Source organism: Ruegeria sp. CG1 (assembly GCF_056537265.1).
The window spans coordinates 71,721-89,841 of record NZ_JBQFRF010000009.1; the positions used below are offsets into that span (position 1 = coordinate 71,721).

Here is an 18,121-nt window from a genome sequence, read left to right on the forward strand (position 1 = left end):
ATATAGGGAAAAGGCCGGTCGTCAATCGGGCAGTTTGCCCTCATCCGTACCTAGCGCATCAGCCAGCCGCATCTTGGCGGATCCCGGACGCAAAGGTTTGGGTTGGCTGTCATCGGGGGCCCAGCCCGTCAGACAGATCAATTCAAATGTTGCCGCCAGGCGGCCCTGTGGCGATGCGTAATGCCCGGCGTAGATGTCCTGCGCTTTGTCAAAAACAGCGCGTCGGGTCGGGTGTTTCAGGCGATCCGCCAAAGCGTTGGTTTCCCCCATCGCACGCAGATCACGCATCAGATGCAACAGATCGCGATATTCTGCGGACAGCGTCGCCTTGTCGGCGACCGGCAAAGCCAGCCCGGCCCGTTGTAGCAGCCCCCCCAGATCACGAAGCTCGGCCATGGGGGCGATGCGGGGGCTGAGACCGCCGGTCTCCTCTATCTCGGCCTGACCCAGAGCGGCGCGCAATTCCTGAAGGGTGTCACCCCCCAAACATACCGCCAGTAGCAATCCATCGGGTTTCATGGCGCGATGGCATTGGATCAGTTGGCCGACCGGGTCGTTTGCCCAATGCAGCGCCATCGCATGTATCACGAGATCATGCGCACCTGGCGTCAAGTCGAGAACATCTTCATCCCCAATCACCCGAGCCTCGGGCCACAACCCCTCCCAGATATGGGGGAAGGGGGTCACGACGGCGGGCGCCTTAAAGGTTTTGTTAACCATGGACAGACGATCCTGCACTTCGTCAACGGCGGCACGGTGCAGGAAAAGCGCCTCGTCCCGCACGCGGCCGCGGTGAAGCGCAAGGACGGCGCGGTCAAACAGAGAGGGTGTAGTGTCGGACGGAAGCTTCATAAGCCGCAAGTATCGCATTCGTCAGGGGATTCAAACCGCTGTCGAGATGATCTACCCACCGCGTTGCCTGTCCTGCGGAGCACTGACCGAATCCGATTTCGGCCTCTGCGGCGCATGCTGGCGCGACACGCCGTTCATCGGTGGCACCGTCTGCGAAAGCTGCGGCATGCCACTTCCCGGCGCGCAGGACGGACACCGGATTGAATGTGATGACTGCCTCAGGGCACCGTGCGCGTGGCAGCATGGTCGGGCAGCGTTGCTGTATCAGGGGGGCGCGAAGGCACTTATACTTGCCTTTAAGCACGGGGATCGGCCTGAGCTGGCCCGCCCTGCCGCCCGCTGGATGGCCCAAGCCGGGCAAGAGCTGTTGCACCCGAACATGCTGATCGCACCGGTTCCGCTGCACTGGACCCGGCTGATCAAGCGTCGCTACAATCAATCGGCGCTGCTGGCGGGGCATCTGGGCCGGGAAGCGGAGTTGAGTGTCTGCCCCGATCTTCTGGTACGCACGGTACGCACCCCTGTTCTGGATGGAAAAACTGCTGTTGAGCGATCCCTTGCGTTGTCCAACTCCATATCCCTGCACCGAAAACGTGCTCCCATGATCAGAGGCCGGGATATTCTTCTGGTCGATGATGTTATGACCTCGGGTGCGACGTTGGACGCCTGCGCGCGTGTCTGTCGCGCGTCAGGGGCAAATCATATTTTCGTGTTGGTACTGGCGCGCGTTGCCAAGGATGCCTAATTCGCCCAAGAATGTGCGAAACCCAAAGGGACGGAATATGAAGCCGGTAGAAATCTACACCTCGCCGCTGTGCGGCTTTTGTCATGCGGCCAAGCGGTTGTTGAAACAGAAAGGCGTCGAATTCAAGGAAATCGACGTGCTGATGCATCCGAAACGCAAACCTGAAATGATCCAGCGCGCGGCAGGAAAACGCACTGTGCCGCAGATTTTTGTGGGCACCACCCATGTTGGTGGGTGCGACGATCTTTACGAGCTTGAACGTCAGGGCAAGCTGGACCGCCTGCTGGCGGCTTGATGAAAACCGCTTTGCTGCAGATCACCGCGTCGGATGATCCGGCTGAGAATCTCGAGATGGTGCGTGCCATGATGGCCCACGCGGCAGCGCAGGGTGCGCAGTTCATTCTGACGCCCGAGGTCACGAATTGCGTCTCCACCAGCACCACACGCCAGCACGAGGTTCTGCAGCACGAAGAAGACGACATTACTTTGGCGGGTCTGTGCGAACAGGCCGCCAAATTGGGTGTCTGGCTGCTGATCGGGTCACTTGCGATCAAAACGCATGACGCGGACGGGCGCTTTGCCAACCGTAGCTTCATGGTCAACCCGCAGGGGCAGATCGTGGCGCGGTACGACAAGATTCACATGTTCGACGTGCAGGTCACGGAATCCGAGACCTTCCGCGAATCGAAGAACTATCGCCCCGGTCAGAAAGCGGTGATTGCCGACACCGATTTCGGTAAAGTCGGCCTGACCATCTGCTATGATATTCGATTTCCCTACCTGTATGCCGCTTTGGCGCAGGCGGGCGCGCGGATTCTCACCGTCCCGGCGGCGTTTTCGCCGGTCACCGGTGCGGCCCATTGGGAAGCACTGCTGCGCGCGCGGGCCATTGAGACCAGCTGCTGGGTGCTGGCTCCGGCACAAACGGGTGAGCACCCTAAAACTCGCGGCAAGACGCGATATACACACGGCCACAGTATGGTTGTCGCCCCGTGGGGAGAGGTGCTGATCGACGCAGGCACCGATCCGGGCATTCACTTTTTTGATTTGGATGATAGGTCTGTTACAGAGGCGCGAAGACGCGTGCCTTCACTAACACATGTCCGCCCCTTTGACGGACCCTGATCCAGAACCGGACCATGACTGACGAAAAAAATGCCCTGGCGGTCACGCTGTTCAGCGAGATCCTGACCGCCGATCAGCTATTGCGCAACCGGCTGAGCCGGGTGCTGCCCAAAGGCATGGAGATCTCGCATTTCTCGGTGCTGAACCATCTGGTGTTTGTCGGCGACGAGCGCACCCCGGCGCAACTGGCCAACACGTTCCATGTGACGCGCGGGGCGATGACCAACACTTTGGCCAAGCTAGAATGGGCCGGTTATATCCACATCCGCCCCGACTGGGACGACGCCCGCCGCAAGATGGTCGCCATCAGCCCCGCAGGCCGACGCGCACGCGATCAGGCGATTTCCTCGATTGCCCCGCTGATCAACCGCGTGGTCGGAGAGCTGGGGCTGGAGCGGGTGCGCAGCACGCTGCCCGTGCTACGGGATTTGCGGTTGCAGTTGGAGGGGGAGTAGGGGCTTTACGCCAACTGCGCCAAAGGATCGTAAAAGATGACGGATGAAATTTGGGTTTCAGACATTACCGTCGGGATGGACCTGCAGAGGCCATTCCGGGCGCTTGTCCCCGATGATTTTCCTGAAGAACCAAGTGAACGCTTCAAGGCCTTCAGGTGGCAACCCGGATCAGGTTATCATGCGAATCTGTATCGTTGGCAGCGCCACGGGGAGCCGCTGGAGCAGCAGGATATCTTGCCGGATTTCTTTCAAGAGGTTGCTCCTGAAGATCATGATTTTGAGCCTCACTACGGGAAGTATTCTCCTGTAATCACTTTGTTTGGAATTCTGGCGATCCGATCAGATGTGGCTGATATCCTCAAAAATCTCGAATTAGGGCAAGGGGGGCTTTATCCCGTCAACCTGTTCGAAAGAGACAAGATCACACCGATTGAGCAGGACTACTCGATCCTGTGGATCGCAAACAAATCCGGCACGCTGAACATTGCTGAGTCAAAAAGTCTTCGACGAGCCCGACCCGACCGGGATGACCTTTTTCGACTTCCTGAATGGAAGGATGCCAAGCCCGGGGACGTTGTCTGCAATGCAGATGCGGCGTCCGGGATCGACATTTGGCGCGACCCGGGCGTACCACATCGCGTTTTTCTAAATGGGCGTCTCAAACACTCGTTGGACGAAGCTGGTTTTGCCTCAGCGTTTTACCTTCACCGTTTAGCCACAAAATAATCAAGCGTAGGATGGGTTTTAACCCACTGCTTAAGATCGAAAACGCTTGCAAGATGGGTTGAAAACCCATCCTACCTAGGCTTCACACTCGCCGTCACGTAATTCACGCTCAGATCCCGGTCCGAGATCGACCAGCTCCACAGGATCGGGTTGAAGACGAACCCCTTGCGGTCCACCGGTTCCAGCCCGGCCTGGCGCAGCAGGTCGAACAGCTCATCCGGGGTGATGAACTTGTTCCACTCGTGCGTGCCGCGCGGCAGCCAACGCATGACGACCTCGGCCCCGAAAATCGCCATGGCATAGGATTTTGGGTTGCGGTTGATGGTCGAGCAGATCAGCAAGCCGCCGGGTTTCAGGAGTTGTTGCGATGCGGTCAGGAAACCCAACGGATCAGCCACATGCTCGACCACCTCCATGTTCAGCACAACGTCGAACTGTTCACCTGCGGCGGCCATATCCTCGGCGGTGGTGTGGCGATAGTCGATCTGCAGGCCCGATTGCTCGGCATGGATGCGGGCGACGGGCAGGTTGCCCTCGGCGGCGTCAGCGCCCACGACCTCGGCCCCAAGGCGAGCCATGGGTTCGCTCAGCAGCCCGCCGCCGCAGCCGATATCCAGCAGGCGCAGGCCCTCAAACGGGCACGGGGCCTTCAGATCGCGGTCAAATTCACCGGCAATCTGCTGCGTGATATAATCCAGACGGCACGGATTCAGCATGTGCAATGGTTTGAATTTCCCATGCGGGTCCCACCATTCTGCGGCCATCGCCTCGAATTTTGCGATCTCTGACGGGTCAACCGTGTTCGGATGCGCTTGCATTCCTGTCTCCGTATGCTCTTTTACGCTTAAGGACTATATAGGGCCATAATGGACAAGTACCCGGACCAAAAGCGCGCAGTTCAATATCTTTACCCGCCGATCGATCCGTTCGATCAGCGCGTGGTCGATATGGGCGATGGGCACCGTATTTATGTGGAACAATGCGGTAATCCCAATGGGATACCAGTGGTGATCCTGCATGGCGGGCCGGGCGGCGGCTGCAGCCCGGCGATGCGACGGTATTTCAACCCGGATGTGTATCGGGTGATTCTCTTTGATCAACGCGGCTGTGGCCGGTCGCGGCCCACCGCGTCGGTCGAAAACAACACGACCTGGCATCTGGTGGCGGATATCGAGCGTCTGCGCAAATTGTTCGACATCGAAGATTGGATCGTCTTTGGCGGCAGTTGGGGTGCGACGCTGGCGTTGATCTATGCCCAGACCCATCCGGATCGGGTTAATCGACTGGTATTGCGCGGGGTGTTTCTGGCCACACAAGCCGAACTGGATTGGTTTTATGGCGGCGGCGCGGGAAAGTTCTGGCCCGAACAATGGGCCAAGTTCACCTCTCTCTTGCCTGAACAAGAGGTGGATGACGCGATCGCGGCCTACAACAAGCGCTTGTTTTCAGGCGACCGCGCGACCGAGATCCTGTATGCTCGCGCCTGGTCGCATTGGGAAAACGCATTGGCCTCGATCCACACCAACGGGTCGGTCGGGGAAAGCCCCGGCGAATACGCGCGAACTTTTGCGCGGCTTGAGAATCACTATTTCACGAACAAGGCGTTTCTTGAGTATGACGGGCAAATTCTGGATCAGATGGACCGGATTGCCCATATTCCCGGTCATATCGTTCAGGGACGCTATGACATGATCTGCCCACCGCAGGCTGCATGGAACCTGTCCGAGCGCTGGCCCAATGTCGAACTGAAGATGGTGCGGCAGGCCGGTCACGCCCTGTCAGAACCGGGCATCAGCGCGGAACTGGTTCGGATCATGGATCGCGTGTCGGAGGAAACGGTATGACTCGCATCGACCGTCGCGCATTATTTGCCTCGGGCGCCGCCGCCGCTTTGCTGGCGGCGACAGGAGCGTCTCTGGCCGATACGCCGAAACAGGGTGGCACCTTGCGGCTGGCGGTGCCACGCGACAACAGTCTGGAACAGGTGGCTCGGGGCGCAGTCTTTGACAGCCTGACCGAGATCGCGCCCGATGGTACCCTGCGCGGAGAGCTGGCTACAAATTGGCAGACCGATGCTGATGCGCGGGTCTGGAACTTTGATCTGCGCGATGATGCTGTGTTCCACGATGGCACCAAGCTGGACGTGAACGATGTTCTAGCTGTTCTGGAAGATATTGGTCAGGCCGAGGCCATTGCACCTGATCGTGTGCAGTTGCAATTGGCTGAGGGCAACCCGGGACTACCATTCTTGCTGGCTGGGTCACGGTTTGTCATTGCGCGAGGGGGCGTGACGCCACTGGCTCTGGCCAACGGCACAGGATGCTACCGGGTTGAGCGGGCCGAGGATGAACGTCATTTCCGCGCACGCAGGGTGTCCAATCACTACAAAAGCGGAACGGCAGGATGGGTCGATACGCTTGAGATTATCGTGATCCCGGACGCCGGGGTGCGGGCCGAAGCATTGCGCGATGGATATGTAGATATCGCAGCGCTCCCGGCTGGTGAGGAGCTAACCGCGCAACGCGGGCTGCGATTTCATCCGTCTGAGGCCGAGATGGCGTTGGCAATGGCCTCTCATGTCGGTATGCCGCGCCAGATCAGCCGGGCTGCGCTGGATGATGGGCGCATCGCCGAACGGTGGTGGCTGGCGTAAATTTGATCACGATTTGCGCCGGGGGTTGCAGACTCAGGAACTCCTGCGTATATGCAGTTGCAACAGCGGCGCGTCGGACTTCTGGTCCGGGGCTCCACCGGAAAATTCGACGGGCCGCGCGCCCGTTTTTTTGTGCCCGATAACAGGGTAGAGAACCTGAATGACAAACGACCTGATAGCCAAAGCTGCCATCGACCGGCGACTGGCCGAGATCATCACCCCTGTGATCGAGGATCTGGGGTATGAGCTTGTCCGCATTCGGCTGATGAGCGGCAAGACCACCACGATGCAGATAATGGCAGACAAGCCCGATGGCGGAATCGAAGTGGATGACTGCGCCGAGATTTCCAATGCGGTCAGCGCCACGCTGGATGTCGAAGACCCCATTTTGGACGCCTACACGCTTGAAGTTTCCAGCCCTGGAATTGACCGTCCTCTGACCCGTCTCAAAGATTTTGAGACGTTCGAAGGGTATGAGGCCAAGATCGAAACCGCAGAACTGATCGACGGTCGCCGCCGCTTCAAGGGCGAATTGGCCGGGATCGAAGGGGCTGAGGTTCTGATCAACATCCCCGAGGGAGACGAGACCATTACCATCGGTCTGCAATTTGACTGGCTGAGCGACGCCAAGCTGGTTCTGACCGATGACCTGATCAAGGAAATGCTGCGCCAGCGCAAAGACGCTGGTGCCCTGAACGAAAACGCTTTCGACGAGATTGAGACCGAAGGGTCCGAAGAGGAGACGAACTGATGGCAATCACCTCAGCCAACCAGCTGGAGCTGCTGCAGACCGCCGAGGCCGTGGCCCGCGAAAAGATGATCGACCCCGGTCTGGTTGTCGAAGCGATGGAAGAATCGCTCGCCCGTGCCGCCAAGAGCCGTTACGGCGCCGAGATGGACATCCGCGTCAGCATCGACCGCAAGACCGGCAAGGCGACCTTTACCCGTGTCCGCACCGTGGTCGAGGATGAAGAGCTTGAGAACTATCAGGCCGAGATGACCGTCGAGCAGGCCAAGCAGTACATGGAGGCGCCAGAGGTTGGTGACGTCTTCGTTGAAGAAGTCCCGCCCGTGGAAATGGGCCGTATCGCTGCTCAGTCCGCCAAGCAGGTCATCTTGCAAAAGGTTCGCGAAGCCGAGCGTGATCGTCAGTACGAAGAATTCAAGGATCGTGCCGGCACCATCATCAACGGTGCGGTCAAGCGTGAAGAGTTCGGCAATGTGATCGTCGATCTGGGCGGTGCCGAGGCTGTTCTGCGCCGCAATGACAAGATCGGTCGCGAAAGCTATCGCCCGAACGACCGTGTGCGTGCCTACATCAAGGAAGTCCGCCGCGAGGTTCGTGGCCACCAGATATTCCTGTCGCGCACTGCGCCGGAATTCATGGCTGAGCTGTTCAAGATGGAAGTACCGGAAATCTATGACGGCATCATCGAGGTCAAGGCCGTTGCTCGTGATCCCGGCTCGCGCGCCAAGATTGCCGTGATTTCTTATGACGGCTCGATTGACCCAGTCGGTGCCTGCGTCGGTATGCGCGGTAGCCGCGTGCAGGCCGTTGTGAACGAGCTGCAGGGCGAAAAGATCGACATCATTCCGTGGAACGAAGATCAGCCGACTTTCCTTGTGAACGCTCTGCAGCCCGCCGAAGTTTCAAAGGTGGTTCTGGACGAAGAAGCCGGCAAGATCGAAGTTGTGGTTCCCGAGGAGCAACTGAGCCTCGCCATTGGCCGTCGTGGTCAGAACGTGCGTCTGGCCAGCCAGCTGACCAATCTGGACATCGACATCATGACCGAAGCCGAAGAATCGGCGCGCCGTCAGAAAGAATTCGAGGCCCGTACCCAGTTGTTCATGGAAACGCTGGATCTGGACGAATTCTTCGCTCAGCTGCTGGTTTCTGAAGGCTTCACCAACCTCGAAGAAGTGGCATATGTTGAAATCGACGAACTGCTGGTCATCGACGGTGTGGATGAAGGTACCGCGCAAGAACTTCAGACACGTGCACGCGAATTCCTGGAAGCTCAGGCCAAGGCGGCGCTGGATGCAGCCCGTGCGCTGGGTGCCGAGGACAGTCTTATTGAATTCGAGGGCCTGACACCCCAGATGGTAGAGGCGCTGGCCAAGGATGATGTGAAGACCCTGGAAGACTTCGCAACCTGCGCCGACTGGGAACTGGCCGGTGGCTGGACCACGGTCGATGGCGAACGCATCAAGGATGATGGTGTACTGGAGCCCTTCGGCGTGACGCTGGAAGAGGCGCAGGATCTGGTCATGACCGCGCGCATCATGCTGGGTTGGGTCGATCCGGCCGAGCTGGAGCAGGCCGAAGAAGACGGTGAAGCAACCGATGAGGAGGTCGAGGCCTGATCTCAGGCCTCGGGTGGCTGACATGGGTCGCGGTGGCGTCCATAAGGATCGGTCGGAAGGCCCTGAACGCAAGTGCATCGCCACGGGCGAGGTTCAGCCTAAATATGGCTTGATCCGCTTTGTAACGGGGCCCGACGGTCAGGTTTTTCCCGATGTTGCGGCAAAACTGCCGGGGCGTGGGGTTTACGTGGCGGCGGATCGCGCGGCGCTGGACAAGGCGGTGAACAAGAAACTGTTCTCGCGCGGGTTTAAGGCACAGGTGAGTGCCGCCAAGGACCTGACCGATGAGGTCGAGAAACAGGTGGCGCGTCGTGTGATCGAACTGATCAGTCTGGCGCGCAAATCCGGAGATGCGGTCGCCGGGTATGAAAAGGTCAAGTCGTGGCTGGACCGGGAAGAGGCCCAGGTGCTGATTCAGGCCTCAGACGGATCGGGGCGCGGCAAGTCGAAACTCAGCACGCCGCACTTCGGGAAATACATCGGCTGGCTGACCGCAGACGAGCTTGGGGCGGCATTTGGGCGCCAAACCGTGATTCATGCGGCCTTGGCCTCTGGCGGACTCGCCAAACGTGTTGTAGAGGAAGCGCAGCGCCTGCGTGGCTTGCGCGAAAAGGATGACGGCGGCAAGGGCCGCTCGGAAGGGTAAGAAGCTTTATGAGCGATAGTGACGGCAAAAAGACATTGGGTCTTCGTGGCGGGGCACGCCCCGGAAATGTGAAACAGAGTTTCAGCCACGGACGCACCAAGAATGTCGTGGTGGAGACCAAACGCAAACGCGTGGTCGTTCCCAAGCCGGGCGCGACCAAACCAAGTGGTGGTGCGACACCTTCGGGTGATCCTTCGCGTCGCCCAGCGGGTATTTCCGATGCGGAAATGGCGCGTCGTATGAAGGCGTTGCAAGCCGCCAAGGCACGTGAGGCTGAAGAGGCCGCTGCCCGTGAGGCGCAGGAAAAGGCGCGCGAAGAAGAACGCGCACGCCGCCGGGCCGAACAAGAGGCCAAGGAACGCGAGCAGCGTGAAGCTGAAGAGCGTGCCCGTGCCAAGGCCGAAGAGGAAGAACGCAAGCGTAAAGAGGCCGAGGAAGCAGCCCAGCGTGCTGCCGCAGCCCCGGCACCCGCCGAGCCCAAGGCAGCACGCAGCCCATCCAGCAAGCCTGCACCTGCTGCGGCACCGCGCAAGCAGGATCGCGAGCGTGAGCAGCGTGGCCGTGGCAAGGGCCGTGACGACAACCGCCGCTCGGGCAAGCTGACACTTGGTCAGGCCACTGGCGGCGAAGGCAATCGCCAACGCTCAATGGCCGCGATGAAGCGCAAGCAGGAGCGTGCGCGCCAGAAGGCCATGGGCGGCACGGTCGAGCGGGAAAAGGTGATCCGCGACGTTCAGCTGCCCGAGGCGATCATGGTCTCGGAATTGGCCAACCGTATGGCCGAGCGTGTCGCTGACGTTGTCAAATCGCTGATGCAGATGGGCATGATGGTCACGCAGAACCAGACCATCGACGCTGACACCGCTGAACTGATCATCGAAGAATTTGGCCACAAGGTCACGCGTGTCTCTGATTCGGATGTTGAAGACGTCATCAAAGAGGTCGAAGACAGCGATGACGATCTGCAGCCCCGTCCGCCGGTCATCACCATCATGGGTCACGTTGACCACGGCAAAACCTCGTTGCTGGATGCGATCCGCGACGCGCGTGTTGTTGCCGGCGAAGCTGGTGGCATCACCCAGCATATCGGCGCCTATCAGGTGAAAACCGATGGTGGCACCACGCTGACCTTCCTGGATACACCGGGACACGCGGCCTTTACCTCGATGCGCTCGCGCGGGGCTCAGGTCACGGATATCGTGGTTCTTGTTGTTGCCGCCGACGACGCGGTGATGCCGCAGACGATCGAGGCGATCAACCACGCCAAAGCGGCCGAAGTGCCAATGATCGTGGCGATCAACAAGATCGACAAGCCCGACGCGAACCCCGACAAAGTCCGCACTGACTTGCTGCAGCACGAAGTGATCGTCGAGAAGATGTCGGGTGAGGTTCAGGACGTTGAGGTCTCGGCCATGACTGGTCAGGGTCTGGACGAATTGCTGGAAGCCATTGCGCTGCAGGCCGAGATTCTGGAACTGAAAGCCAACCCAGATCGCGCCGCCCAAGGTGCCGTGATCGAGGCGCAGCTGGATGTGGGCCGTGGTCCCGTCGCCACCGTTCTGGTTCAGAACGGCACGCTGCGTCAGGGCGATATCTTCGTTGTGGGTGAGCAGTACGGTAAGGTCCGTGCGCTGATCAACGACAAGGGCGACCGTGTCAAAGAAGCTGGCCCCTCAGTTCCGGTCGAGGTTCTGGGTCTCAACGGTACGCCCGAAGCAGGTGACGTTCTGAACGTGACCGAGACCGAAGCGCAGGCCCGTGAGATCGCTGCTTATCGTGAGCAAGCCGCCAAGGACAAACGCGCCGCTGCTGGTGCCGCGACCACCCTTGAACAGCTGATGCAGAAGGCGAAGGAAGACGAAAACGTCACCGAGCTGCCTATTCTGATGAAAGCGGATGTGCAGGGCTCTGCCGAAGCCATCGTTCAGGCGATGGAGAAGATCGGCAACGACGAAGTGCGCGTACGCGTTCTTCACTCGGGTGTTGGTGCGATCACCGAGACGGATGTCGGCCTGGCCGAAGCCTCTGGTGCACCGATCTTTGGCTTCAACGTGCGTGCGAACGCATCGGCGCGGAACACCGCCAACCAGAAAGGCGTCGAGATTCGCTACTATTCGGTGATCTACGATCTGGTGGATGACGTGAAAGCGGCCGCATCTGGCCTGCTGAGCGCCGAGATTCGCGAAAAATTCATCGGTTACGCCGAGATCAAAGAGGTCTTCAAGGTCACCGGCGTCGGCAAGGTTGCTGGCTGCCTGGTCACCGAAGGTGTTGCCCGCCGCTCGGCGGGTGTCCGCCTGCTGCGCGACAACGTGGTGATCCACGAAGGCACGCTGAAGACCCTCAAGCGTTTCAAGGATGAAGTGGCCGAAGTTCAATCGGGTCAGGAATGCGGTATGGCGTTCGAGAACTACGACGATATCCGCGCAGGCGACGTGATCGAAATCTTCGAGCGCGAAGAGGTCACGCGCACGCTGGACTGATCCGGATCTAGAAAGAAACTTGAAACAGCGGCCCCACGAGGCCGCTGTTTTCATTTAGGTTAGTCCGTGCGCGACGACAGAAACGTGCCCGACGGCATGATGATGTCAAAATGATGCTTGCCCTTCTGCAGATCGAAACTGACCGAATGTCCGGCCTTGCGCAGTAGTTCAGCATAGTCACGGCTTTGGCGGATAAACTCGGGCGTATCCCGCTCGGCGACTGTCACCCTGTAACGGGGTCCTGGCGCGGGCAGGTTGAGGCAGGGTGAGAAATCGTGAATCTCGACCTTGGTCAGTTGCAGCGGATCATTCACCGAGGTCAGGCTGATCGGAACAAGGTCATAGATCCCGCTAATCAGGATCACATTGCGCACCCGCAGGCCAGCCTGCGCAAATGCCTTTGAAGACGTCGCCATGACCATCGCGACCAGATGGGCGCCTGCACTATGGCCTGAAAGTGTGATGTTTGATGGATCAAAACCCAGTGTTTCGGCCTGTGACGCGAGCCACAACAAGGCTGTACGGCATTCTTCGACCATCTGCCCCAATCTGGCATCGGGGGCGAGCGTATAATTCAGTGTGGCAAAGGCTTGCCCGTTCTCATGCAATACCGGTGCCATAGGGGCCGACTCACGCTGGCTAAGCGCCTGCCAATAGCCACCATGAATAAAGACATGCAAAGGCGCGTTGGCGCCAGGTGCGGGGAAGAAATCCAGAACTTGCGTCGGGCTGTCGCCATAGGAACGGTTTTCCTGCATCCTAATTTCAGACCGTGCCTGTGCGCTGAGGGCAGAATAGCTGGCTAGATATGGCGTCAGATCACCGCCAATCATTGAGCTAGGGGAATACTCCTGCTCAAGCTCTTCTTGGGTGAATCCGCGATACAGCATGGCCTATTCCCCAGTATACATCAGTTCGGTTCGCACGTCGTAGAGGTCGTGGAAGAACCGCAACTCCAGCGCCTTGCGCAGGAAGGCCACGCCGCTAGATCCACCCGTTCCGGGCTGCATTCCGATCACGCGCTCAACCGCGGTTGCATGATCGAATCGCCACCTCTGGAACAGAGATTCCACATCCATCAGTTTTTCGGCCAGCGCGTAAAGATCCCAGTATTGTTCCGTGTTGCGGAACACTTCGACCCAGATTTTGACGATACGCGGATCGCCGGAATAGGGCTTTGCGTAATCCCGCTCGATCAGCTCATGCGGCACGTCAAACCCTTGCCGGGCCAGCATCCGCAGCACTTCGTCATAGAGCGAGGGTTTGGTAAGAGCCGCGTTCAGCATCTCCATCACTTCTGGGTCATGCGCATGCACTTTCAGGGTCGCGGGATCTTTGTTGCCCAGAATGAACTCGATTTGGCGATAGCCATAGCTTTGAAAGCCTGACGAACTGCCTAATGCGTCCCGAAACGTCATGTAGTCCGCGGGAGTCATAGTCAGTAGCGTCTCCCACGCGGCGATCAACTGCCGTTGGATCGCCTTGATCCGGTCGAGGTTCTTCATCGCGGGACCGAAATCGTCCTGCTGCAAGAACCGGCGGACTTCGACAAGTTGATGGTGCATCAGTTTCAGCCACAGTTCGCTGACCTGATGAATGATGATGAACAACATCTCATCAGGTTGGGCCGGGTCCTGAAAGGTCTTTTGCAGGTTCAGCAGAGTCTTAAGTTGCAGAAAATCCCCATAGCTTTTGCGGTGAGTTTCTGTGAAATCGGTGACCAGAGACTCTTCGATTCCCCGTTCTGTATACCTGTCTTTGTCGCCCATGTGCTCCTCCAGACGCGCGGGTTTATCCCTGTTTAGGGACAAAACCCGCACGGTTCCAGAGCGTTAGGTCCAGTCCAGAACCACCTTGCCTGATTGACCGGATTTCATGGCCTTGAATCCCTGGGCAAAGTCATCGACCGCGAACTGGTGGGTGATTACGCGGCTGACATCCAGCCCGTTCTGCAACATGGCGATCATCTTGTACCAGGTTTCGAACATCTCGCGCCCATAGACACCCTTGATGGTGATAGCTTTGAACACGATGCGCGACCAGTCCACCGGAGATTTTCCGGGCGGAATCCCCAACAGTGCGATCTTGCCGCCCATAACCAGCGCTTCGACCATCTGGTCCAGCGCGGCTTGCGAGCCCGACATTTCAAGCCCGACATCAAAGCCCTGAGTCATGCCCAGTTCCGCGATGACATCCTGCAGATCCTCTTTGGACACATCAACTGTGCGTACCGTTGGTACCACGTGTTCGGCCAGTTTCAGGCGGTCGGGGTTGATATCGGTGATCACTACATGCCGGGCACCGGCATGACGGGCAACGGCGGCGGCCATGATGCCGATAGGGCCTGCGCCAGTAATCAATACGTCCTCGCCCAGCAGATCGAAGCTGAGTGCAGTGTGCACGGCATTGCCCAGCGGGTCGAGGATCGCCCCGATCTCATCCGGTACGTCGTCAGGCAGGGGCACCACGTTAAAGGCAGGCAGTTTCAGGTATTGCGCAAAGGCACCCTGTTCATTCACACCGATACCGCGCGTGCCGGGATCAAGGTGGAACTTGCCCGCACGGCTCTGGCGGCTGTCAGGGGTGATCAGATGCCCCTCGCCTGAACAGCGCTGGCCGACCGTCATCCCTGTCACGTTGCGACCCAATTCAACAATTTCACCCGCGAACTCGTGGCCGGTGATCATCGGGATCGGCACGGTGGCCGCAGCCCATTCATCCCAGTTCCAGATATGAATATCCGTGCCGCAAATCCCGGTCTTGTTGATGCGGATCAGAACCTCGTCGGGGCCGATCTCGGGTACTGGGGCCTGCACCATCCACAGACCTTCCTCGGGCTTGGATTTCTCAAGGGCTTTCATCGTGTTGGCCCGCATCAGATTATCCCCAATTCTTTGCCGACCCTGCCAAATGCCGCGAGCGCCCGGTCTAATTCGTCGCGTGTTAGAGCCGCATTCATCTGCGTTCTGATTCGGGCCTGACCACGCGGCACGACAGGGAAGAAAAAGCCCGAAACATAGACGCCTTCGTCAAACAATCGCGATGCCATATCCTGCGCCAGGGTCGCTTCACCCAGCATGACCGGGATGATCGGGTGTTCGCCCGGAAGTAGGTCGAAGCCCAGATTCTCTAACCCGGCGCGCCAGTACTTGGCATTGCCGAACAATTGGGCGCGCAGCATGTCACCTTCTTCAACCAGACGGATTGCCTCAAGCCCTGCGGCAACGATGGACGGCGGCAGCGAGTTTGAGAACAGATAGGGCCGCGCCCGCTGCCGCAGCAGGTCGATCACTGGCTGCGGCCCGGCGATATAACCGCCGATTGCCCCCCCAAGTGCCTTGCCCAAAGTTCCCGTCAGAATATCCACGTCGACGCCGAAGTGGTCCGGCGTGCCCGCTCCGTTTGGCCCCATAAAGCCGGTGGCGTGGCAGTCATCGACCATCACGATGGCGTCGTATTTGTTGGCCAGCTCGCGAATCTTCGGCAGATTGGCCAGATAGCCATCCATTGAGAACACGCCATCGGTTGCGATCATGATATGCCGCGCCCCGTCCTCGCGCGCTTGTTTCAGCCACGCTTCGAGGTCATTCATGTCGTTGTTCATGTAGCGATAGCGTTTTGCCTTACACAGCCGTACCCCGTCGATGATCGAGGCATGATTTAGACTGTCAGAGATAATGGCGTCTTCGGGCCCTAACAAAGGCTCAAACAACCCGCCATTGGCGTCGAAGCAGGCAGCGAACAGAATTGAATCGTCCTTGTTCAGGAACTTTGCCAGCTTCTGCTCAAGTTCACGATGAATGTCCTGCGTACCGCAGATGAACCGGACCGAGGCCATGCCGAACCCCTTGGGCTCCATTGCGCCTTTGGCGGCGTTGATCAGCGCAGGGTGATCGGCCAAACCCAGATAGTTGTTGGCGCACAAGTTGATCACCTGCTTGTCGCCCACCGTAATCTCACCGCCCTGAGGCGAGGTGATCATCCGTTCGCGCTTGTACAGACCCTCTGCCTCAATCTGCGCGAGTGTATCCGAAATATGGGACAGGAATGCATCAGCCATGGCGACCTCCGTTAATCTGAGTCGCACGTCTAACATAGCGGATGAAATTCCCAAATAGGAGAATTACAGTATTTGGGAAAAATATCCGTGAAGGCGGAATCTTGCCCGTTCAGGCGTTTTTTACGATCAGGAAAACGCGGGCCGGGTTTTCAGCGCTTATCGAATGCGTAATATCGGCGGCATACCGGGCGGTATCCCCTTGTTTCAGATCGCTGGATGCCGTTCCCGAAGTGACACGGACGGCGCCTTCCAGCACAGTCAGTTGCTCTCGTGCGCCGCGCGCATGAGGCTGGCTGTTCAGGCTCCCATTGGCCTGAAACTGAATATCATAGACCTCGTGTCCTCCGGCCTCTTCGGGGGGAGAGAGGATGCGAATCCGGCATTTCTCGCCCATATTGTCGATACTGGGCACTTCCGCTTGACGCAGCACTTCGATCTGGTCGGTCGTTTTGGCGTCTTCCAACAGTCCGGCGAAATCCACCTGCAGAGCGCGTGTCAGGTTCCACAGAGTCGAAATTGTGGGGCTGCTTTCGCCACGCTCGATCTGGCTGACCATGGAACGCGAGACGCCGCTGAGGTTGGCGACCGCCTCAAGCGACAGGCCTTTGGCGCGGCGCGCCTCTTTCAATCGGGCGGGCAGGCGCGTCAGAATATCGTCTGTGTTTTCCGTCATGACGGAATCCATGGGTGTTGCGCAACGTAATGTCAATTCCGGCGTGACAGTGAGTCTAATATGAAGATCATGCTGCAGGTGCATAATGGGCGCGAGACTTGGAGGAGAAAACATGACGGACATAGTAATACTGGACGGTGCGCGCACAGCCATCGGGACCTTTGGCGGTGCGTTGGCCTCGACCGCTCCGATCGATCTGGCGACCGTGGCGACCGAGGCGGCAATGGAGCGTTCGGGCGTTGAAGGCGCGCAGATTGATCATGTTGTCTTTGGTCATGTGATCAACACCGAACCGCGCGACATGTATCTGTCGCGAGTCGCCGCAATGCAGGCAGGTATTCCGAACGGGACTCCGGCGATGAACGTGAACCGGCTGTGCGGTTCGGGGGCGCAGGCAGTAGTGTCGGCGGTGCAGGCGCTGATGCTAGGCGATGCCGAGTTTGCCGTGGCGGGCGGTGCCGAAAGCATGTCGCGCAGCCCTTATGTCGTACCGCAGGCCCGTTGGGGGGCGAAGATGGGCGATGTCAAATCGCTCGACATGATGCTGGGCGCGCTGAACTGCCCATTCGGCACCGGGCATATGGGGGTGACCGCCGAGAATGTGGCGGATGAACACCAGATCAGCCGCGAACAGATGGACGCGTTTGCGCTGACCAGCCAGACCCGTGCGGCTGCGGCGATTGAGGCCGGGTATTTCGACAGCCAAATCGCGCCGGTGCAGGTCAAGGTCAAGCGCGACAAGGTCGACTTCAAGGTCGATGAACATCCCAAGGCCACCACTGCCGAGGCGCTGGCCGGATTGCGCCCGGTATTCCAGAAAGATGGGCGGGTGACGGCAGGCAACGCCTCGGGCATCAATGACGGCGCGGCGGCGATGGTATTGGCGACAGTGGATGCTGCAGAAAAGGCGGGCTTGAAACCCAAAGCGCGCGTGATTGGCTATGCCCATGCCGGCGTGCGACCCGAGGTGATGGGTATCGGCCCGGTTCCAGCTGTGCAGAACCTGTTCGCAAAAACGGGTTTGTCTGCGGATGATTTCGACGTGATCGAAAGCAACGAGGCGTTTGCGGCGCAAGCTCTGGCCGTCAATCAGGAATTGGGTCTGGACGCTGCAAAGGTGAATCCGAACGGTGGGGCTATTGCACTGGGCCATCCGGTGGGCGCCACAGGGGCGATTATCACGCTTAAGGTGTTGTATGAGTTGGAGCGTATTGGTGGATCGAAAGGTCTGATCACCATGTGCATCGGGGGCGGTCAAGGCATTGCCCTCGCCGTCGAGCGGCTCTGAGTTGGACCGGGGCAAGGGGGGCTGTCTGCCCCCCATCGCGCCGGGGCGCGA

19 protein-coding genes are annotated in these 18,121 nt (G+C 59.0%); 12 read left to right on the top strand and 7 right to left on the bottom strand.

Annotated features, from left to right (window positions below):
• Positions 1 to 21: 21 nt before the first annotated feature.
• Positions 22 to 852: a methyltransferase domain-containing protein gene (locus ACR0AU_RS19555; RefSeq protein ID WP_170647258.1), complete on the bottom strand. Its 831-nt coding sequence runs from the start codon at positions 850 to 852 to the stop codon at positions 22 to 24.
• Here ACR0AU_RS19555 and ACR0AU_RS19560 point away from each other — a divergent pair.
• From ACR0AU_RS19560 to ACR0AU_RS19580, 5 genes are read left to right on the top strand one after another with little or no spacing between them, the layout of a single operon-like run.
• Positions 833 to 1,597 (top strand): double zinc ribbon domain-containing protein, encoded by a 765-nt coding sequence (locus ACR0AU_RS19560; RefSeq protein ID WP_480796118.1) that lies wholly within the window; start codon positions 833 to 835, stop codon positions 1,595 to 1,597. The two genes, ACR0AU_RS19555 and ACR0AU_RS19560, sit on opposite strands and share 20 nt — an antisense overlap.
• 37 nt (positions 1,598 to 1,634) lie before the next feature.
• Entirely contained in the window at positions 1,635 to 1,892 is a 258-nt protein-coding gene (gene grxC, locus ACR0AU_RS19565) for a glutaredoxin 3 (RefSeq protein ID WP_170395334.1), read from the top strand.
• Complete coding sequence (locus ACR0AU_RS19570) at positions 1,892 to 2,722, top strand: carbon-nitrogen hydrolase family protein (RefSeq protein WP_480796119.1); 831 nt, start codon at positions 1,892 to 1,894, stop codon at positions 2,720 to 2,722. Before grxC ends, ACR0AU_RS19570 begins: the two co-directional genes overlap by 1 nt.
• A gap of 14 nt (positions 2,723 to 2,736) precedes the next feature.
• Entirely contained in the window at positions 2,737 to 3,177 is a 441-nt protein-coding gene (locus tag ACR0AU_RS19575; RefSeq protein WP_170395340.1) for a MarR family winged helix-turn-helix transcriptional regulator, read from the top strand.
• Between the two features lie 36 nt (positions 3,178 to 3,213).
• Entirely contained in the window at positions 3,214 to 3,903 is a 690-nt protein-coding gene (locus ACR0AU_RS19580) for a hypothetical protein (RefSeq protein WP_480796120.1), read from the top strand.
• Between the two features lie 71 nt (positions 3,904 to 3,974).
• Here ACR0AU_RS19580 and ubiG read toward each other — a convergent pair whose 3' ends face one another.
• Complete coding sequence (ubiG, locus tag ACR0AU_RS19585; RefSeq protein ID WP_480796121.1) at positions 3,975 to 4,721, bottom strand: bifunctional 2-polyprenyl-6-hydroxyphenol methylase/3-demethylubiquinol 3-O-methyltransferase UbiG; 747 nt, start codon at positions 4,719 to 4,721, stop codon at positions 3,975 to 3,977.
• A gap of 48 nt (positions 4,722 to 4,769) precedes the next feature.
• Between ubiG and pip the strand changes: the two genes are divergently transcribed.
• The 6 genes from pip (at position 4,770) to infB (ending at position 12,049) form a co-directional block, all read left to right on the top strand.
• Positions 4,770 to 5,747, top strand: coding sequence for a prolyl aminopeptidase (gene pip / locus ACR0AU_RS19590; protein ID WP_480796122.1), 978 nt, complete (start codon positions 4,770 to 4,772; stop codon positions 5,745 to 5,747).
• A complete protein-coding gene (locus tag ACR0AU_RS19595; RefSeq protein WP_170734142.1) occupies positions 5,744 to 6,556 on the top strand; it encodes an ABC transporter substrate-binding protein in 813 nt (270 codons plus the stop codon). Before pip ends, ACR0AU_RS19595 begins: the two co-directional genes overlap by 4 nt.
• Positions 6,557 to 6,716: 160 nt before the next feature.
• Complete coding sequence (rimP, locus tag ACR0AU_RS19600; protein ID WP_480763281.1) at positions 6,717 to 7,307, top strand: ribosome maturation factor RimP; 591 nt, start codon at positions 6,717 to 6,719, stop codon at positions 7,305 to 7,307.
• Complete coding sequence (gene nusA, locus ACR0AU_RS19605; RefSeq protein ID WP_170423355.1) at positions 7,307 to 8,920, top strand: transcription termination factor NusA; 1,614 nt, start codon at positions 7,307 to 7,309, stop codon at positions 8,918 to 8,920. The genes rimP and nusA overlap by 1 nt, the downstream gene beginning before the upstream one ends.
• Before the next feature lie 22 nt (positions 8,921 to 8,942).
• Complete coding sequence (locus ACR0AU_RS19610) at positions 8,943 to 9,566, top strand: RNA-binding protein (RefSeq protein ID WP_170395356.1); 624 nt, start codon at positions 8,943 to 8,945, stop codon at positions 9,564 to 9,566.
• Positions 9,567 to 9,574: 8 nt separating this feature from the next.
• A complete protein-coding gene (gene infB, locus ACR0AU_RS19615; protein ID WP_170395359.1) occupies positions 9,575 to 12,049 on the top strand; it encodes a translation initiation factor IF-2 in 2,475 nt (824 codons plus the stop codon).
• Positions 12,050 to 12,108: 59 nt separating this feature from the next.
• Here the strand turns inward: infB and ACR0AU_RS19620 are convergent, their stop codons facing one another.
• From ACR0AU_RS19620 to ACR0AU_RS19640, 5 genes are all read right to left on the bottom strand, one after another.
• Complete coding sequence (locus tag ACR0AU_RS19620) at positions 12,109 to 12,939, bottom strand: alpha/beta hydrolase (protein ID WP_170423357.1); 831 nt, start codon at positions 12,937 to 12,939, stop codon at positions 12,109 to 12,111.
• Positions 12,940 to 12,942: 3 nt separating this feature from the next.
• Positions 12,943 to 13,818, bottom strand: coding sequence for a tryptophan 2,3-dioxygenase (locus ACR0AU_RS19625; RefSeq protein WP_170515354.1), 876 nt, complete (start codon positions 13,816 to 13,818; stop codon positions 12,943 to 12,945).
• A 63-nt stretch (positions 13,819 to 13,881) separates the two neighbouring features.
• On the bottom strand, positions 13,882 to 14,910 hold the full coding sequence (gene tdh / locus ACR0AU_RS19630; protein ID WP_170818669.1) for an L-threonine 3-dehydrogenase: 1,029 nt from the start codon (positions 14,908 to 14,910) through the stop codon (positions 13,882 to 13,884).
• A gap of 14 nt (positions 14,911 to 14,924) precedes the next feature.
• Entirely contained in the window at positions 14,925 to 16,109 is a 1,185-nt protein-coding gene (locus ACR0AU_RS19635) for a glycine C-acetyltransferase (RefSeq protein ID WP_170515670.1), read from the bottom strand.
• Positions 16,110 to 16,218: 109 nt separating this feature from the next.
• Positions 16,219 to 16,782, bottom strand: coding sequence for a helix-turn-helix domain-containing protein (locus tag ACR0AU_RS19640; protein WP_170395365.1), 564 nt, complete (start codon positions 16,780 to 16,782; stop codon positions 16,219 to 16,221).
• A gap of 112 nt (positions 16,783 to 16,894) precedes the next feature.
• Between ACR0AU_RS19640 and ACR0AU_RS19645 the strand changes: the two genes are divergently transcribed.
• A complete protein-coding gene (locus ACR0AU_RS19645; protein WP_480796123.1) occupies positions 16,895 to 18,070 on the top strand; it encodes an acetyl-CoA C-acyltransferase family protein in 1,176 nt (391 codons plus the stop codon).
• Positions 18,071 to 18,121 lie beyond the last annotated feature (51 nt).

Bases quoted from the DNA above. Each gene is read 5' to 3' on its own strand.
- ACR0AU_RS19555 (WP_170647258.1), bottom strand. From the start codon at position 852: ATGAAGCTTCCGTCCGACACTACACCCTCTCTGTTTGACCGCGCCGTC.
- grxC (WP_170395334.1), top strand. From the start codon at position 1,635: ATGAAGCCGGTAGAAATCTACACCTCGCCGCTGTGCGGCTTTTGTCAT.
- ACR0AU_RS19570 (WP_480796119.1), top strand. From the start codon at position 1,892: ATGAAAACCGCTTTGCTGCAGATCACCGCGTCGGATGATCCGGCTGAG.
- ACR0AU_RS19575 (WP_170395340.1), top strand. From the start codon at position 2,737: ATGACTGACGAAAAAAATGCCCTGGCGGTCACGCTGTTCAGCGAGATC.
- ACR0AU_RS19580 (WP_480796120.1), top strand. From the start codon at position 3,214: ATGACGGATGAAATTTGGGTTTCAGACATTACCGTCGGGATGGACCTG.
- ubiG (WP_480796121.1), bottom strand. From the start codon at position 4,721: ATGCAAGCGCATCCGAACACGGTTGACCCGTCAGAGATCGCAAAATTC.
- pip (WP_480796122.1), top strand. From the start codon at position 4,770: ATGGACAAGTACCCGGACCAAAAGCGCGCAGTTCAATATCTTTACCCG.
- ACR0AU_RS19595 (WP_170734142.1), top strand. From the start codon at position 5,744: ATGACTCGCATCGACCGTCGCGCATTATTTGCCTCGGGCGCCGCCGCC.
- rimP (WP_480763281.1), top strand. From the start codon at position 6,717: ATGACAAACGACCTGATAGCCAAAGCTGCCATCGACCGGCGACTGGCC.
- nusA (WP_170423355.1), top strand. From the start codon at position 7,307: ATGGCAATCACCTCAGCCAACCAGCTGGAGCTGCTGCAGACCGCCGAG.
- ACR0AU_RS19610 (WP_170395356.1), top strand. From the start codon at position 8,943: ATGGGTCGCGGTGGCGTCCATAAGGATCGGTCGGAAGGCCCTGAACGC.
- infB (WP_170395359.1), top strand. From the start codon at position 9,575: ATGAGCGATAGTGACGGCAAAAAGACATTGGGTCTTCGTGGCGGGGCA.
- ACR0AU_RS19620 (WP_170423357.1), bottom strand. From the start codon at position 12,939: ATGCTGTATCGCGGATTCACCCAAGAAGAGCTTGAGCAGGAGTATTCC.
- ACR0AU_RS19625 (WP_170515354.1), bottom strand. From the start codon at position 13,818: ATGGGCGACAAAGACAGGTATACAGAACGGGGAATCGAAGAGTCTCTG.
- tdh (WP_170818669.1), bottom strand. From the start codon at position 14,910: ATGAAAGCCCTTGAGAAATCCAAGCCCGAGGAAGGTCTGTGGATGGTG.
- ACR0AU_RS19635 (WP_170515670.1), bottom strand. From the start codon at position 16,109: ATGGCTGATGCATTCCTGTCCCATATTTCGGATACACTCGCGCAGATT.
- ACR0AU_RS19640 (WP_170395365.1), bottom strand. From the start codon at position 16,782: ATGACGGAAAACACAGACGATATTCTGACGCGCCTGCCCGCCCGATTG.
- ACR0AU_RS19645 (WP_480796123.1), top strand. From the start codon at position 16,895: ATGACGGACATAGTAATACTGGACGGTGCGCGCACAGCCATCGGGACC.